This window comes from Streptomyces sp. NPDC031049, from assembly GCF_055571015.1.
The window spans coordinates 18,714-34,496 of record NZ_JBVIGC010000022.1 but is presented as its reverse complement, the minus strand read 5'-3'; the positions used below and the strand labels follow the sequence as shown (position 1 = coordinate 34,496).

At 72.1% G+C, this 15,783-nt stretch carries 14 protein-coding genes; 4 read left to right on the top strand and 10 right to left on the bottom strand.

The features are described from left to right. Positions 1 to 153: 153 nt before the first annotated feature. The 4 genes from ACZ45Q_RS29475 to ACZ45Q_RS29460 form a co-directional block, all read right to left on the bottom strand. Positions 154 to 1,926, bottom strand: coding sequence for a beta-galactosidase (locus ACZ45Q_RS29475; RefSeq protein WP_468266849.1), 1,773 nt, complete (start codon positions 1,924 to 1,926; stop codon positions 154 to 156). A gap of 29 nt (positions 1,927 to 1,955) precedes the next feature. Further along, positions 1,956 to 3,008, bottom strand: a complete 1,053-nt coding sequence (locus tag ACZ45Q_RS29470) for a LacI family DNA-binding transcriptional regulator (RefSeq protein WP_468266847.1) — start codon at positions 3,006 to 3,008, stop codon at positions 1,956 to 1,958. A 173-nt stretch (positions 3,009 to 3,181) separates the two neighbouring features. After that, complete coding sequence (locus ACZ45Q_RS29465) at positions 3,182 to 3,910, bottom strand: heparin lyase I family protein (protein WP_468266845.1); 729 nt, start codon at positions 3,908 to 3,910, stop codon at positions 3,182 to 3,184. 108 nt (positions 3,911 to 4,018) lie between these two features. Further along, positions 4,019 to 6,451: a polysaccharide lyase 8 family protein gene (locus ACZ45Q_RS29460; RefSeq protein WP_468266843.1), complete on the bottom strand. Its 2,433-nt coding sequence runs from the start codon at positions 6,449 to 6,451 to the stop codon at positions 4,019 to 4,021. A gap of 281 nt (positions 6,452 to 6,732) precedes the next feature. Between ACZ45Q_RS29460 and ACZ45Q_RS29455 the strand changes: the two genes are divergently transcribed. Both ACZ45Q_RS29455 and ACZ45Q_RS29450 read left to right on the top strand, forming a co-directional pair. Further along, a complete protein-coding gene (locus ACZ45Q_RS29455) occupies positions 6,733 to 7,887 on the top strand; it encodes a LacI family DNA-binding transcriptional regulator (protein WP_468266841.1) in 1,155 nt (384 codons plus the stop codon). Between the two features lie 40 nt (positions 7,888 to 7,927). Then, complete coding sequence (locus ACZ45Q_RS29450; RefSeq protein WP_468266839.1) at positions 7,928 to 9,154, top strand: cytochrome P450; 1,227 nt, start codon at positions 7,928 to 7,930, stop codon at positions 9,152 to 9,154. Between the two features lie 69 nt (positions 9,155 to 9,223). Here the strand turns inward: ACZ45Q_RS29450 and ACZ45Q_RS29445 are convergent, their stop codons facing one another. From ACZ45Q_RS29445 to ACZ45Q_RS29425, 5 genes are all read right to left on the bottom strand, one after another. Beyond that, complete coding sequence (locus ACZ45Q_RS29445; protein WP_468266837.1) at positions 9,224 to 10,489, bottom strand: cytochrome P450; 1,266 nt, start codon at positions 10,487 to 10,489, stop codon at positions 9,224 to 9,226. Next, positions 10,486 to 11,103, bottom strand: a complete 618-nt coding sequence (locus ACZ45Q_RS29440) for a GTP-binding protein (protein WP_468266835.1) — start codon at positions 11,101 to 11,103, stop codon at positions 10,486 to 10,488. Before ACZ45Q_RS29440 ends, ACZ45Q_RS29445 begins: the two co-directional genes overlap by 4 nt. Next, positions 11,084 to 11,440 carry a DUF742 domain-containing protein gene (locus ACZ45Q_RS29435; protein ID WP_468266833.1) on the bottom strand — a complete coding sequence of 119 codons (357 nt, stop codon included), beginning with the start codon at positions 11,438 to 11,440 and terminating at the stop codon, positions 11,084 to 11,086. The genes ACZ45Q_RS29440 and ACZ45Q_RS29435 overlap by 20 nt, the downstream gene beginning before the upstream one ends. Then, positions 11,437 to 11,856: a roadblock/LC7 domain-containing protein gene (locus ACZ45Q_RS29430; protein WP_468267003.1), complete on the bottom strand. Its 420-nt coding sequence runs from the start codon at positions 11,854 to 11,856 to the stop codon at positions 11,437 to 11,439. Before ACZ45Q_RS29430 ends, ACZ45Q_RS29435 begins: the two co-directional genes overlap by 4 nt. 124 nt (positions 11,857 to 11,980) lie before the next feature. Continuing rightward, positions 11,981 to 13,750: a sensor histidine kinase gene (locus tag ACZ45Q_RS29425; protein WP_468266831.1), complete on the bottom strand. Its 1,770-nt coding sequence runs from the start codon at positions 13,748 to 13,750 to the stop codon at positions 11,981 to 11,983. Between the two features lie 483 nt (positions 13,751 to 14,233). On the opposite strand from ACZ45Q_RS29425, the gene ACZ45Q_RS29420 reads away from it, so the two are divergent. Both ACZ45Q_RS29420 and ACZ45Q_RS29415 read left to right on the top strand, forming a co-directional pair. After that, on the top strand, positions 14,234 to 14,791 hold the full coding sequence (locus tag ACZ45Q_RS29420; protein WP_468266829.1) for a dihydrofolate reductase family protein: 558 nt from the start codon (positions 14,234 to 14,236) through the stop codon (positions 14,789 to 14,791). A gap of 263 nt (positions 14,792 to 15,054) precedes the next feature. After that, positions 15,055 to 15,258 carry a cold-shock protein gene (locus ACZ45Q_RS29415; protein WP_468266827.1) on the top strand — a complete coding sequence of 68 codons (204 nt, stop codon included), beginning with the start codon at positions 15,055 to 15,057 and terminating at the stop codon, positions 15,256 to 15,258. 130 nt (positions 15,259 to 15,388) lie between these two features. Here the strand turns inward: ACZ45Q_RS29415 and ACZ45Q_RS29410 are convergent, their stop codons facing one another. After that, positions 15,389 to 15,778 (bottom strand): VOC family protein, encoded by a 390-nt coding sequence (locus ACZ45Q_RS29410; RefSeq protein WP_468266825.1) that lies wholly within the window; start codon positions 15,776 to 15,778, stop codon positions 15,389 to 15,391. Between the last annotated feature and the right edge of the window lie 5 nt (positions 15,779 to 15,783).

Genomic DNA, 15,783 nt, shown 5'->3' with positions numbered 1-15,783 from the left:
ACTCCAGGGGAGCAGGGAGCTCGGTGTGGTGACGCACATCTTTCGGCCACAGCCGATCAGAGTCAATAGGAAACGAACAACGAATCATTGATGAGCGAATTTCGATCCTGAAGATGTTCGTTTGTGGGTTGCGTGCCAGCGAACGATCAAGCGTCAGCTCAGCTCGGGCGTGTCCCGGGTCTCCACGGCCGCGGGGACGGTTCCCGCGTCCGCGTCCAGCTCCAGCACCACGACCTCGTTGCGGCCCGCGCGCAGCAGCGGCCACGGCAGGTGGAGCGTGCGCTGCGGGCCGCGGGAGACCCAGTAGCGGCCCAGGCAGAAGCCGTTGACCCAGACGTACCCCTTGCCGCCGCCGGGCAGCGCCAGATAGGCGTCAGCGGGCTCGGCCGCCTCGAGGTACCCGCGCAGGAACAGCGGGCCCCGGCCGGAGCCGCCGGCGCCCCAGCGCAGCTTCCCGGGTGTTCCGTGGCCCAGCTCCACCGCCCGCGCCCGCCAGCCGTGCAGTAGCTGCTGTGTGTGCAGGACCCGCCGGACGCCCTTGCGCTCGCCGAGCCCGGCCCCGTAGTTGATCCGCCCCATGGACTCCACGAGCAGCTCCACCCGCGCCCCCGCCGCGGGCACGGCGACGTCCGGGACCACCTCCGTCGCCTCCCGTTCCAGGACGCCGGCCGGCGCCCCGTCCAGGTAGACGTGGGCCCGGTCGGCGAGGCCCTGCACCGACAGCGGGTACGGCTGCCGCGGGCCCGGGACGCGCCCGGTGTACAGCACCAGCCCGTGCCCGATGCCCAGGTCCTCGAAGGACGGCGGCAGCGGCGCCTCGGCCTCGGGGCCCGCCACGTCGTCCAGCGCGTCGAACAGCCGCAGGGTCTCCGTCAGTTCGGCCCGTGCGGCCGGCAGCAGCGGCGCGGGCGGCTCCGGTTCCGGCAGCGGGCCGTCCGCGTACCGTTCCAGCACCGCGCGGAAGGCGCGGAACTTCTCGGTGGCGCCGCCGCGTTCGTCGATCGGTGCGTCGTAGCCGTAGGAGGTGACCGTCGGCAGATATCCCTCGCCGGTCGCCGGGTCGGCGGTGTTGGCCCCCGCCCACGTGGAGAAGTTGGTGCCGCCGTGCGCCATGTAGACGTTGACGGACGCGCCCGCCTCCAGCACCCCGGCCAGCGCGTCCGCCGCGTCCCCGGGATCGCGGACGACGTGCTCGGTGCCCCAGTGGTCGAACCAGCCGCACCAGAACTCCATGCACATCGGGGGATCACCGGGCCGCAGCCGGGCGAGCGAGGCGAACGCCTCGTCGGCGCGGCTGCCGAAGTTCACGGTCGCCAGGGTCCCCGGCAGCGTCCCGCCGGTGAGGAAGAAGTCGTCGGGACCGTCCGAGGTGAACAGCGGCACGTCGATCCCGCGCGAGCGCAGCGCAGCAGCCAGACGCTCCAGGTGGCCGGTGTCGGTGCCGAACGAACCGTACTCGTTCTCCACCTGCACCATCAGCACGTTGCCGCCGCGGGTGACCTGGTGCGGGGCGAGCACGGGCACGAGCCGGTCGTACCAGCGCTCCACGTGCGCCAGGTACCCCGCGTCCCGGCAGCGCAGCGCCCGCACCCGGGGATCGGCCAGGAGCCACCAGGGCAGCCCGCCGTTGTCCCACTCGGCGCAGATGTACGGCGACGGGCGCACGATCGCGTGCAGCCCCGCCTCCCGCGTGGCGTGGAGAAAGCGGTCCAGGTCGGCGATGCCGGCGAAGTCGTACTCGCCGGGGCGCGGCTCGTGCAGGTTCCACGGCACGTACGTCTCGACCGTGTTCAGGCCCATGGCGCGCAGCATCCGCAGCCGGTGCGGCCACTGCTCGGGCAGGACCCGGAAGTAGTGCAGCGCGCCCGAGAGCAGGCGCAGCGGGCGGCCGTCGAGGGAGAACCCCTCGGGTGTGATCGCGAACATGAGGGGCTCTCCAGATGTGCGGGGTCGGGCTACGCGCTCGAGGAGCGCACGTGCAGTTCCGGCAGGATGGCGATGCGGTGCCGGGGCCGGGAGGGATCGGCGATCCGCTGGGCGAGCAGGTCGACGGCGGCGGCGCCCACCGCCTGTTTCGGCGGGGCGATCGCGGTCAGCGGGATGTCGGCGAGGGCGGCGACCTCGTCGTCGTAGGCGACGATCGCGACGTCGTCGGGGACCTCCACGCCGCGGGCCCGCAGCCGTTGCAGGACGACGATGGCGTCGTGGTCGTTGTGCACGACCGCCGCGTCGAGCCGGCCCTCGGCCACCGCGTCGGTGAACGCGGCGAGCACCCGCTCCCGCTCGGCGGTGTCGCTCCCCGGCGGCGGCAGCCGGAACAGCGCCTCGTCGGTGGGCCGCAGCCCGGCCGCGGTGAGGCCGCCGCGGTAGCCCTCCAGCACGAGCGCGCCGTGCGGGCTGTCGTCGCGCAGCAGCAGCCCGATCAGCTCCCGGTCCGCCTCGACGAGATGCCGTACGGCGATCCGGGCGCCGTGGACGTGATCGGTCACCACCCGTTCGGCGCCCGTGGCGTCGTCCTCGGGGCGCCGCTCCACCAGCACGTACGGCACGTCCAGTTCGGCGGGCCAGCCGCGCGCCCGTGCCGGGCCGCACGGGGTGATGAGCAGGCCGTCGATGCCGTCGGCGAGCATCTGCCGGGCCTGGGCCCGCTCCTCGTCGGGGCTGTACTGCGAGATGCCGAGCACCAGGCGGACGCCCCGCTCGGCGGCGGCGTCCCGCGCTCCCTTGATCACCTCGGGGTAGTAGTAGTCGGCGGCCGGAACGATCAGGCCGAACACCTGCTCGCTCCCGCCCCGGGCGGTCGGCTCCGTGGCCGCGGGAACGGCTGCCTCGGGCAGGATCGCGCCGCCGTGCACCCGCTCGACGAGCCCGCGTTCGGCGAGCAGTTCCACGTCGCGGCGCACGGTGATGGGGGAGACGCCCAGCTCCGCGGCCACTTCCGTGACCCGGACCGAACCGCGCTCACGCAGCCGCCGCAAGATCTCCTGATGCCGTTCCTCGGCGTGCACGTGTCCGGTCCCCTTGTCGTCCGTGGTCTGTGATCCGCAGTGTAGCGGCCGCACGATCGGTTGTGAACGTTTCTGTGCGAACAATCAAACGATCGTGCGGGTCGCGGACCGCGGTCACCCGAGCGAGGGCCGGAGGCGGGGAACTCACCGGGGGCGCCTCGCGGAAAGCCGCCTCAGTCGACGTCCCCGCGGGTGTCGCCCATCACCGGGTCGTCGACCCAGTTGGTGGAGGACACGTCGGAGATGGTCGATCCGTAGGTGCCCCAGCGGGGCTTGTTGCCCAGGTCGTCCCAGGTCCGGATCCCCGTGCCGAGCGCGATGCGGGTGCCGTCCAGCCAGACCTCGGCCGAGCCGCCGGTGCCGGAAGCGGTGGTGACGCGGAGCTGGACGGAGTGCCAGGCCTCCGGGGCCCAGGGGGCGCTGCCCAGGGACGTCCACCGCTCACCCGGCGCGACGTACCAGACCTTGAGCCGGCTGTCCTCGGCCTTCATGATCACGGGATAGTTCTGCTGGTTCTGGTCATTGGTGCCGTTGGACTTCCACTGGAAGACGGTCTGGGCGTTGCCGGTCTTCGTCATGGAGTCCCAGCCGAACCACAGGGTCGTCCCGTTCCGCAGCAGCTCGGGTCTGTCGATGCCGTGGCCCTCGCAGCGCTCGGAGCCGGCGGGCTTGAGGAACTCGAAGAAGTCGCCGTGCGCGTCGTCCCAGTTCTTGACGGTGGCACCGCCCGGGGAGGGGCACAGGACGGTCTCGAACACCCCCGTCCCCCGGGAGGCGTCGCCGTCCCAGAGGACGGCGGCGTGCGCGTCCGTCGCCATGACGAGTGCCATCGCGGCGCTCCCGGCGGCCAGGCCCAGGCCGGCGCGGGACCGGCGGAGGGTGTGCGTGCGGGTGAAGGGCATCTTCTCTCCGTTCGGTGGTGCCGGTGCCGGTGCCGGTGCCGGTGCCGGGCGGGCGGCCGGTCGGTCGGTGCGCGGGCGGGGTCGCGGCCCGGGGGAGGGGTCGGACGGTCAGGTCAGGCGGACCGTCACCTTCTGCGGCGCGCCCGCCTGGCCGGTGAGGTCGCCGAAGGTGAGCCGCAGCGCGGAACCGGTACGGGCCGACTTCACCGTGGGCGGCTTGGACAGCACGGCGGACACGGAGCGGTTCCAGACGACCTCGAGGCCGCCGGCCCGGCGCGCGGGGTCCGAGACGACGACGGTGGCGGTGCCGTTCCGGTTCTCCTGGATCAGCACGGAGGCGGGGGCGTCGGCGGTGACCGCGCCGACGCGCCCCGGCGCCCAGAAGTTGACGGCCGTGAAGCCGAGCGCCGGGACCCGGACGCCCTGCTGCTCGCGGCTGTTGGCCAGGATCTTCAGCCACCCCTTCCCGGCCGCCCGCCGGGCGGTGGCGGCGGCGCTCGCGCCCGGCAGCAGGACGTAGGCGTACGAGGCGTCGGAGGGGTCGGTGCCGTGGTCGGTGAACAGCGTCAGGTAGCGGCGGGTGACCGGGGTGCCGGGACCGTTGACGTTGATGTCCCGCCAGGCACCGGTCCGTTCCTCGCGCACGGCGGTGAGGTCGGTCCCCTCGGGGAAGACGTACCCCGCCTGTCCGGCGACGTGGGCCCACCGTGCGCCCGCGAAGCCGGCCGTCCAGCCCTGGTCGGACGGCTGGACGGTGCCGTCGACGGTCAGGGCGGCAGTGCCCTTCGCCCCCAGGTTCCGGTTGTCGACGGTCGTCTCGACGGCGAACCCGTCGCGTGAGGTGATGCCGGCGCCGAGGCAGACGACGCAGTCGTCCAGCCAGAACCAGGACTTGTGGGCGCTCATCGTGCTCAGGAGCCCCTTGAGGTGCTGCCCGGTCGCCCCGAACCGTCCGTCGGTGGTGCCGCCGACCCAGGTGGCGTCCGGGCAGGGCTGGCCCCAGTTGCCGCCCGCACCGTCCGGGAGCGGTTTGCGGGAAGCGGTGATGCCGGGGAGCCGGTAGGGGTCGACGGTCGGCCAGAACTCGTCCGAGTAGTGCTCCAGCCCGAAGTCGTCCCCCCACCAGGACAGCCAGCCGGCGCCGGTGTGGTAGCCGCGGGCGTGCTCACCGTTGCCGTACTCGTAGTGGGCGATGTGCCTGGCGGCCATGGACAGGGACGCGGCCCAGCCGGGTCGGCGGTGCGTGACCCTGGCCATGTGGTGGAAGAGGCGGTGCTCGACCGGCTCGGGGGCGGCCTTGACGGAGTCGTCGTCCTGAAGCGCCTGCAACAGGGAGGCCCGGGTGAGGGAGAGGCCGGGGTTGCTCAGGGCCGGCTGGTGGTAGTCCCGGCGCAGCCATCCCTTGACCATGGCCCGCCACCGGGCGTTCTCCTCGGCCGTCGCGCCCTGACCGACCAGGAGGATGCCGGCCATCAGCGGGTGGGCGCGGGTGTGGTCGGAGGTGCCCGCCCGGCTGATGCCGCGGGAGGAGACGTTGTCCATCATCAGGCCGTTGTAGATGAACGGGGCGACGGCACGGTCGACGGTGTCGAGGAACAGCTGGGCGTCCGGGCCGCCGATCTCCCAGGACGACCCCCGCAGCAGCGCCATGAGGCGGCCGACGCCGTCGTGCAGCACCGCCCCGTAGCCGCCGATGTAGGGCACGTTGCGGTGCTGGATGAACGAGCCGTCGGCGTAGAACCCGTCGCCCGAGGTGACGTACGGGAACACGGGGGCCAGGGCGCGCGAGGCGAGGGCGACCTTGTCCGGGTGCTCCCCGACGATGCCGCGGAGCACGACGCCGCGGCACAGGTCGACGCGGTTGGCGCCGGTGCTGGTGCCGGTGTAGCTGTCGAAGACCCGGTCCGGCACGAAGTGGTCCACCGCCCGGCAGAAGGCGTCGATCCGGGCCTCGGTCAGGTGGCCGTGGAGCAGCACACAGGTGTCCATGAGCGACTGCGCGGCGCCGATCTGCCAGCTCCACCAGTTGCCGTACGGCGCGGTGCCGTCGTTGTACACCTCGGAGTGGAGGTGGTCGAGGCCGGCGAGGACGGCCTCGCGCAGCTCGGCGCTGCCGGTCAGGCCCGTGCCCGGCTGGCAGTAGGCCTGGGCCATGGTGTTCAGGCGGTTGCAGCTGGTGACGATCCGCGCCGAGTGGGCGTAGGACTCGGCGTCCGTGTCGGGATCGGGGTCGGCCCAGACCAGGTCGGGCCAGAGCGAACCGGACGCGGGGGCCAGGGTGCCGAGATGGGCCCTCGCGTCGGTGCCGAGGCGGGCGAGCAGGGTGCGGAAGGGCTCGGCCGCGGGGTTGAACGCGGTCCCCAGGATCAGCTCGCGCCACTTGGCGCGCAGGGCCGCGAACTCCGCTGCACCGGCGTCGGCTTCACCGCCGGCGGCTTCAGCCGCGTGACCGGCGGGTGCGGTGAGACCGCCGACGGCGGCGGCGAGGGGAGCGGCAGCGGCGGTCCGGACGAAGGCGCGGCGGGACCAGGGCGATGGCACGGGGGAACCTCCGGAGGTACGGCGCGACGGTGTTTCCGGCAGTGGGGAGTGGTGCGGTGCGCGGTTTGTAGCACGCGCTTTCATCGATCAGCAACGCTTTCATCGTTCAAACGCTCACTTCTTCGCTTTTCGAAAGTGAGCGTGCGCAAACGACAGTTGCGCGAGTAGGGTGCGGCACGCCGCAGGACGGGACAGCACGGCGGCCGGACGGCACGGCGAACCGGACGGCGGGACCATCCGGCCGCACGGCGACGGGGAACCACGACGAGGGGGGAGTCCACATGCACGCCGAGGACAGGCTTCAGACGATCCTGGGCAAGGTGCGCCGGCACGGATCGGTGCGGGTCACCGAGGTCGCGGCGGAACTGCGCGTCTCACCCGTCACCGTCCGCAAGGACGTCGAAGCCCTCGCGGAACGCGGCCTCGTGGTCCGGGTCCACGGCGGCGCCCGCCTCCCCGAGGACTGGGCGACGCCCACCACCGCGGGCACCGGCGCCGTACCCCCGCAGGCCCGGGGCGACCTGACGTTCGGCATGGTCGTGCCGTCCGCCACCTACTACTACCCCGAGGTCATCAAGGCCGTGCGGGAGGCCGCGGCGGCCCGGGGCGCCCGCCTCCTGCTGCGCATCTCCGAGTACGACGTCGACGGGGAGCGCGCACAGGCCCGGTCGATGGTCGAGGCGGGCGTGGACGGCCTGCTGCTGGCGCCCACCACCGCCACGACGCACCACACCGAACCGGCCTGGTACGAGGACCTCGGCATCCCGCTCGTCCTGGTGGAGCGGCGCCCCCGCCCGGTCGGCCCGGCCGTCGAGCACGTCGTGACCGACCACGCCTACGGCGCCCGCCTCGCCGTCCACCACCTCGCCGCCCAGGGCCGCCGCCGCATCGCGCTCCTGACCCGCCGGGGCACCCCCACCGCCCCGCTGCTGGAGGAGGGCTTCCGCACGGGCCTGCGCCTGGCGGGCCTGCGAGCACCCGAGGACGCCGGCCACCTGGACCTCGGCACGGACCATCCCGGCACCCCGCGGTACGACGGCACGATGGAACGCTTCCTGGACGCCGTGGCGGCCGGTCACGTCGACGCGGCCGTCGTCCACCCCGACGGCGACGCGCTCGTCCTCCTCCAACGGCTCGGCGCCCGCTCGCTCACCGTCCCCGGCGACGTGGCCCTCGTGTCCTACGACGACGAGGTCGCCGGCCTCGCCGACCTGCCCCTCAGCGCGGTCGCCCCCTCGAAACACGAGGTGGGCGTCTCCGCGGTCGAACTCCTCACCGCCCGACTCACCGCCCCGGACCGCCCCCGGCGCCAGGTGTCCCTCCTCCCCGAACTCCGCGTTCGCGCGTCCAGCGCAGCGCGGACGCCGCCCGAGTACATGTTTTCATCCTCAACTTCGGCCAGGAGTGGGCTGTTTGAGCCACCGGAAGATCAATAGCCTGCTGTCGACGGCACGCGTCTAGTTCGAGGAGTTCCGTGTGTCCACTGCCCCGCAGGTGCCCGACATCCTCTCGCCCGAGTTCGCGGCGGACCCCTACTCCGCGTACGCGGTGATGCGGGAGAAGGAGCCGCTGATCTGGCACGAGGCCACCAAGAGTTACGTCATCTCCCGCTACGAGGACGTCGAACGCGTCTTCAAGGACAAGAAGTCCGAGTTCACCACGGACAACTACGACTGGCAGGTGGAGCCGGTCCACGGCAAGACGATCCTCCAGCTCAGTGGCCGGGAACACGCGGTGCGCCGGGCCCTGGTCGCCCCCGCGTTCCGGGGCAGCGACCTCCAGGAGAAGTTCCTGCCGGTCATCGAACGCAACTCGCGCGAACTCATCGACCGCTTCCGGCACACCGGCTCGGCGGACATCGTCAGCGACTACGCGACCCGTTTCCCGGTCAACGTCATCGCGGACATGCTGGGCCTGGACAAGGCCGATCACGACCGCTTCCACCGCTGGTACACGGCGGTCATCGCGTTCCTCGGCAACCTGTCCGGCGACCCGGAGGTGACCGCCGCCGGCGAGCGGACCCGGGTGGAGTTCGCCGAGTACATGATCCCGATCATCCGCGACCGGCGCGAGAACCTCGGGGACGACCTGCTGTCCACGCTCTGCGCCGCCGAGGTCGACGGCGTCCGCATGAGCGACGAGGACATCAAGGCGTTCTGCAGCCTGCTGCTGGCCGCGGGCGGTGAGACCACCGACAAGGCCATCGCCGGCATCATGGCCAATCTGCTGCGACACCCCGAACAACTGGCGGCGGTCCGCGAGGACCGGAGCCTGATCCCCGCCGCCTTCGCGGAGACCCTGCGCTACACCCCGCCGGTTCACATGATCATGCGGCAGGCGGCCACCGACGTCGAGGTCGCCGGCGGCGTCATCCCCGAGGGCGCCACCGTGACCTGCCTCATCGGAGCCGCCAACCGCGACGAGCGCCGCTACCGCGACCCCGACCGGTTCGACATCTTCCGTGACGACCTCACCACGGCGTCGGCGTTCTCGGCCGCAGCCGACCACCTCGCCTTCGCACTCGGCCGCCACTTCTGCGTGGGGGCGCTGCTGGCCAAGGCGGAGGTCGAGATCGGCATCGGTCAGTTGCTCGACGCCATGCCCGACCTCCGCATCGCCGACGGCTTCGACCTCGTGGAGCAGGGTGTGTTCACCCGCGGACCCCAGTCGCTCCCCGTGCGCTTCACTCCCGTCGCCGGCTGAACCCCGCGGCCGGGCCGCGAGCACACGTGTGCCGGGACCGCTCCCCGGTCCCGGCACACGGAGGACGGTTCAGCGCACCAAGGGGGTGAACCGCACCGGCAGCGAGGTCAGTCCGCGCATCCAGATCGACGGACGCCACCTCAGCTCGGCCGGCGGCACCGCCAGCACCAGGTCCGGCAGGTGTTCCGTCAGTGTCTCCACCGCCGTACGCGCCATCACGTCGGCCAGCAGCGGGGCCGGGTACGGGCAGCGGTGTTCGCCGTTGCTGAAGGACAGATGCGCGGAGTTCTCGGCGCCGACGTGCGACTCCGGCCAGAGCTGCGGATCGGTGTTGGCCGCGGCGAGACCGAGGACCAGGCAGTCCCCTTCGCGGATGTGCCGGCCGCCGAGCTGCGTGTCCCGCACCGCCCAGCGGCCGATGAAGTTCTGCGTCGGCGTGTCCAGCCAGAGCACCTCGTTGAGGGCCTCACCCACGCTGACCCGGCCGCCGGAGACATTGACCGCGAAGCGTTCGTCGGTGAGCAGCAGGCGCAGCGTGTTGCAGATCCAGTTGGCCGTCGGCTGCTGGGCCGCCGCGATGACGGAGATCAGGTCCTGGACGATCTCCTCGTCCCCGAGTCCCGCCGGATCGAGCAGCATCCGCGAGGTGACGTCGGGGCCGGGGCGCTCCCGCTTCTCCTTCACCAGCTGCGTCAGGCGCGCCCCGACGCGCATGTAGGCCGCCACCGGATCGTCGCCCTCACCGGCGTCCAGCGAGATGCGCAGGTCGTCGACGAGCCTCTCGGTGTCCTCGCTGCCCTGGGGCATGCCGCACATCCACAGCACCGCGCGGGCCGGCAGGGCATGGGCGTAGGTGCTCATCAGCTCGGTCTCGCCGCGGCCGGCGAAGGACATGATCAGCTGCTCGGCGATCGCCTGGCACTCCCGCGCCAGTTCGAACTGGTCGACACCCTCCAGTGCCTGGGTGATGACACCGGCCCGGCGCTGGTGCTCCGCGCCCTCGGTGAACAGCACGGAGGGCTGGTAGCCGACGAACGGCAGCAGCGGCCAGTCGGCGGGGATGTTCGGCCACTGGTTCCAGCGCCGGGAGTCCCGCGCGAACAGCTCGTCGTGACTGGTCACATAGCAGACCTCGGAGTAGCCGAGCACCAGCCAGGCGGGGATGTCGTCGTCGAGCAGCACCGGTGCGACCGCTCCGTGCTCGCGCCGCAGGGTGCGGTACAGCTGGGACGGCGACTGCTGGTATTCCAGGCCGCCCAGACGGACGGCCGATGCGTGCGCGGGGCAGCCCGCCGGGGGCGTGCCCGGCGACGGGACGCCGCTGTGGTCGCTCACGTTGCCCCTTCCCGGGAGAGTGCCAGTGCGTAGAGGTGGTCCACGAGGGTGATCAGGACGTGCTTGCCGGAGGCCCTGACCCGTGCGTCGCAGTCGACCATGGGCACGTGGTCGGCGAGCGCCAGTGCCTGACGGATCTCGTCGAGCGAGAAACGGCTCTCGTCGTCGTCGAACCGGTTGACGGCCACCACGAACGGCGTCTTGTGGTGTTCGAGCCGGTCGATGGCGTACCAGGAGTCCTCCATGCGCCGCGTGTCCACGAGCACCACCGCCCCGAGGGTGCCGGAGAACAGCCGGTCCCACAGGAACCAGAAACGCTCCTGGCCCGGCGCGCCGAACAGGTACAGCACCATGCGCTGGTTGAGGCTGATGCGCCCGAAGTCGAAGGCGACGGTCGTCGTCGTCTTGCGCTCCACGCCCGTGGTCTCGTCGACGCCCTGACCGGCCTGTGTCATCACCTCTTCGGTGTTCAGCGGCCGTATCTCGCTCACCGAGCGGACCAGCGTCGTCTTGCCCACGCCGAAGCCGCCCACGACCACGATCTTCAGGCCGGTCTCGGCGGCATCGGTCAGCGGCGTGCGCTGGGAGGGCACCTCAGAGGTTGCGGAGCCCATGGAGCACCTCCTGGAGCAGGGCGGTTTCGGGGAGGGCCGCGACGGATCGTGCGGCGCGGGGGTGGCGGGCGCTGATGCGGCCCATGGCGTGCAGGTCGCCCAGCAGGATCCGGACGACCGTGATGGGCAGCTTCAGCTCGGCCGAGACCTCCACCAACGCCGTGGGATGCCGGCACAGTTCGAGGATCCGCACGTGCTCGGACTGCATCCCCGCGGTGGGCTCGCTCTCGCTGACGATCAGCGTCACCAGGTCGAACGAGTCGTCGGCCTCGCTGCGCCCGCCCGTGACCGTGTAGAGCCGGTCCGGGTCACCGACGTCCACCGGTTTGTCCATCACGCGGAGGCACCCGGACCGACGGACGCGCGAGGCTCGGCCCGCAGGTGCTCGCCGATCTGCTCGACGAGTTCCGTCATCTGGTGCCCCACCACGCCCGGGTCGGCGCTCTCCTGGGCGACCACGGCGAGGTGCGCTCCCTGGCCGGCCTCCACGATGAACAGCAGCCCGCCGTGGAACTCGGTCATGGAGTGCCGGACACCGCCCGAGCCGTCGCCGAACTCCACGGAGGCCCCCTGCGCGAGGGCCTGGATGCCGGAGCAGATGGCCGCCAGCTGGTCGGCCTGGTCCAGGGTGAGGTGGTCCGTCCAGCACAGCTTCAGGCCGTCCCGGGACAGGACGAGGGCGTGACGGGTCCCCGGGGTGCGCTCCAAGAGGTTCATCAAGAGCCAGGTGAGGCTGTTGTCAGTGGTCTCCATGACGGTCGGGGCGGGATGCGACCGCTCGGCGGTCACCCGGCCCGTTCCTCCAATCCAAGGTGGTGCGGCGAATCGATGCGGGCAGTGGCGGCTGCGGCGCCGGCGGCGCGGCAGACCGGGCGGGCTAGGCGTCGGTCCCGGAGGCCGTCCCGGACCCCGCGGCGTCCGCTGCCGGGCCGGCGGCGCCGCCCGCCTGACGTCCGCGGTGGAAGGCACCGAACCGGCTGCCCGCGTCGCGGGCCGGCCCGGCCTCGGAGTCGGCGGGTGCGGCCGCCTGCTGCGCCCGTCCCCGCTCCGCGGCGGCCATGGTCCGTCCGGGGGTGCGGACCGGCAGCCCGTTGGGGGTGGCGGAGCCGCGCTCGCGGGGCGGGGTCTCGGCCCGCGCGGTGTCGGCCCGCGGAGCGTCGGTCCGCGGGGCCACGTCGGCGGGCGCGACCACGTCGGGCCGGGCGGCGGGTGCCGCCTCGGCGGTGGCCTGCGACGCCTGGGCCGGTACGGCGGCCGGGGACTGTGCCGCCGTGCGCGGGCGCCCACCGGTGACCGGCTCGCGTTGCTGCGCCACCAGCTGGGGCGGCAGCAGGACGACGACACCGGTGCCGCCGCGCGAGGACGGCCGGTAGTTGACACTGATGCCGTACTTGGTCGCCAGGCGTCCTACGACACCCAGGCCGAGGCGGGTGCCCTGGAGGGAGGCGAGGTCGGTGACCCGCCCCGACACCGACTCCTCGGCGCGGCGCATGGCGGCGTCGGACATCTTCAGTCCGCTGTCCTCGACGGTGACGACGATGCCGGCGCTGCGCTCCTCCACGTACACGTGGACCTCGTCGATGGGCGGCGAGAAGTTGGCAGCGTTGTCCATGAGTTCGGCCAGCAGGTGCATCACGCCCTCGGCCGCGAAACCGGCGATGGCGGCCTTGCTGGAGTTGTGCAGCCGCACCCGCCGGTAGGCGGCGATCCGGCCGACCGCACCGCGCAGGATGCTCTCCATGACGATCGGCTTGTTCCAGACCCGGCTGGAGCGTCCACCCATCAGCAGCGCCAGCCGGTCGGTCATCAGGCCGAGCTGCGAGGTGCTGTGGTCCAGGCGCAGCAGGTCGCCGAAGACCTCGGGGCCGTGCCGGTCCTGCATGTCACGGAGGTCGGCGAGCATGGCGACGGTCTTGGCCTGCACCCGGCTGAGCGCCTTGGCGGAGGCGGCCTGGGCGGCGGCCGAGCGGCGCTCGCTGTAGGCGAGTTCCCGGACGAACAGCTCCGCGGGCGTGCGCAGCAGGGGGTCGGCCGGCCATTCCAGCTTGGCGAGGACGGTCTCGGCGGAACCGCCCTCGCGCAGCAGTGCGACCGCCGCGGGCAGGGTGTCGCGGGTGAGGTGTTCGAGTTCCGTGGTCCAGCGGTCGCGTCGGCCTCGGGCCTCGTCCAGTTCCGAGCGGGCCTTGGTGGTCTCCAGCACCGACGCGGAGACCTCGGTGGTGAACGCGTGGAGCAGCCGCCGCAGATACGGATCGGAGGGCGCCGGCGACGCGGCCAGGGCGTCGTCGGGGCTCACGCCGGCCTTCAGCTGCCGTGCGATCGCCGGCAGGGTCGTGCTGACCAACTGGTCCGTCTCGGCGCCGTGTCGCATCCAGTGGGCCTTGGTCGTCTCCAGTTCGCTGCCGCGCGAGTCGGCCGCGCGACGGGCCTGGCGCAGCCGGCCGGAGAAGGTGACGGTGACGGCCGTGACGCACAGCCAGGCCACGATCGCCGTGCCGGCGACCCACGAGCGGGCGCCGTCGGGGGCGATGACGACGACGGCCGCGGCCCCCGCTGCCGTACCGGCCACGAGGGCGGGGACCACGGCCGGTGACGAGCGCTCTCCCGGCGCGGATCGGCGCTGGCGGGGGCGAGCAGGCACTGACATTCAGCGGTCCTCGGTCCGTAAGAGCTTCGGTACGTCACGATGGGCGCAGCACCGTCAACCCAGGAGGCGGTAGGCCACCTTCCGGTGCGAGCGCGGGACTCATGCTAGTCACGCGCATGGCGTCAGGTGCGCGGCAAAGGGCGCACCTGTGCAGCCATTTCACTTCGTCGGGAAACGACCACCCCGGCGTCGTCGTGTGGTATTCGGCTCGCGAGAGTGCATGGCAACTGCGGCGTTGACGCCCGGAGTTGACGTGTCGGGCGGTCGTCGGACCGCCGAGACGCGGCGGATCGACCACGATGACCGGCCCGGAGAGGTCGTTTTGAGTCAACAGAACGGTCGACGCGTCGAACGGATGCGTGAGGGCTCCGGTGATCAGTGCCTCCGGTGATACCTCGGCAACCGATGAGTTGCGGGCCGTGCGGAGGTCATAGCCTCCAGGACCACCGGCAGGGCCGACGCGCCCGTACCCCAGGGAGACACGTGGGACAGCTCATCTACTCCATGATCACCTCGCTCGACGGCTACGCCGAGGCAGCCGAGGGCGACCTCGGCACCGGCGCCGAGGACGAGGAGCTGCACACTTTCATCGGCGACCTCTTCCGCCCCGTCGGCACGTACCTCTACGGCCGGCGGATGTACGAGACGATGGTCTACTGGCAGACCGCGCACACCGAGCCCGACCAGCCGCCGCACATCCTCGACTACGCCCGCGACTGGCGGGCCGCGGAGAAGATCGTGTACTCCACGACGCTGGAGTCGGTGTCCAGCGCGAGGACCAGGATCGAGCGGACCTTCGACCCGGACGCGGTGCGCAAGCTCAAGGCCGAGGCGGATCACGACCTCACCGTCGACGGCCCGAACCTCGCGTCCCAGGCCATCGCGGCCGGCCTGGTGGACGAGTACCGCCTCTTCGTCACGACGAGCGTGGTCGGTGGCGGCAAGCGGTTCTTCCCCGACGGCGTACGTCTCGATCTCCAGCTGGTGGAGGAGCGTGCTTTCGGCTGCGGCGTGATCTACGCCCGCTACCGGACCCGCTGAGCCCGCCGGACGCTTCCGCGTCGGCCCGCGCGCAAACGCCGACCGGAGGTGAGGCCGTGGCGGGGAATGAATCGGAGAGGCCCTCGGTTGTACAGGGCGGTCGCAGTTTTGTTTGTGTGTTTGTGCCCAGTCGCATGCTCGCGGAGAACGATGTTGCGGGCGCGAAGCTTGCCTTCCAGGTCGCTGGAGCAGCCGCGTCGTGAACCGGCCAGGAGCCCCGCACGGTGCGGGGCCCTCACCCAGCCCCCCTGTGAGGAGCAGCAATGACTCAGGGAACCGTCAAGTGGTTCAACGCCGAGAAGGGTTTCGGCTTCATCGCCCAGGCCGACGGCGGCGCGGACGTCTTCGTGCACTACTCGGAGATCGACGCCTCCGGCTTCCGCAGCCTGGAGGAGAACCAGCGTGTGGAGTTCGAGGTCGTGCAGGGTCCGAAGGGCCCGCAGGCCTCCCGGGTTCGCGCTCTGTGACGGTGTCCGCACACCGGGCACGCGCGCACAGCCGCTGACGTGACACGAAGGGGCCGGCACTTCTCGTGCCGGCCCCTTCGGCATGCCCGGGGCGCGCAGGACGACGGCGCTGTGCGGCCGCTGCCGCCGCTCAGCCGAGGTAGTGCGCGCGGCCTTCGTCGTCCAGGTCGAAGGAACCCTCGGGGATGATGCAGAACTCGTTGCCCTCGGGGTCCGCCATCACCAGGAAGCCGCCGTCGGCGTACTGCTCCAGTCTGCGCCCGCCGAGCCGCTCGACCCGTCGCTGCTCGGACGCGGGATCGGCGGAGGTGATGTCGACGTGCATCCGGTTCTTGCCCGACTTCGGCTCGGCGGTCCGCTGGAAGCCCAGGCCCAGGCCGCCTTCCCGTCGCAGCCAGACATAGGGGCCCGTGCGGCCCACGACCGGCCTGCCGAGCAGCTCGGACCAGAACGCGGCGAGCCGGTCGGGGTCCGTGGCATCGACGATGAGGGCGTTGATCTGCATCGGTGAGTCCGCCATGCCCC

Coding starts and splice junctions, on each gene's coding strand:
- ACZ45Q_RS29440 (WP_468266835.1), bottom strand. CDS start 11,103: ATGGGCTCCGCAACCTCTGAGGTGCCCTCCCAGCGCACGCCGCTGACC.
- ACZ45Q_RS29455 (WP_468266841.1), top strand. CDS start 6,733: ATGCACGCCGAGGACAGGCTTCAGACGATCCTGGGCAAGGTGCGCCGG.
- ACZ45Q_RS29425 (WP_468266831.1), bottom strand. CDS start 13,750: ATGTCAGTGCCTGCTCGCCCCCGCCAGCGCCGATCCGCGCCGGGAGAG.
- ACZ45Q_RS29415 (WP_468266827.1), top strand. CDS start 15,055: ATGACTCAGGGAACCGTCAAGTGGTTCAACGCCGAGAAGGGTTTCGGC.
- ACZ45Q_RS29475 (WP_468266849.1), bottom strand. CDS start 1,926: ATGTTCGCGATCACACCCGAGGGGTTCTCCCTCGACGGCCGCCCGCTG.
- ACZ45Q_RS29465 (WP_468266845.1), bottom strand. CDS start 3,910: ATGCCCTTCACCCGCACGCACACCCTCCGCCGGTCCCGCGCCGGCCTG.
- ACZ45Q_RS29410 (WP_468266825.1), bottom strand. CDS start 15,778: ATGGCGGACTCACCGATGCAGATCAACGCCCTCATCGTCGATGCCACG.
- ACZ45Q_RS29430 (WP_468267003.1), bottom strand. CDS start 11,856: ATGGAGACCACTGACAACAGCCTCACCTGGCTCTTGATGAACCTCTTG.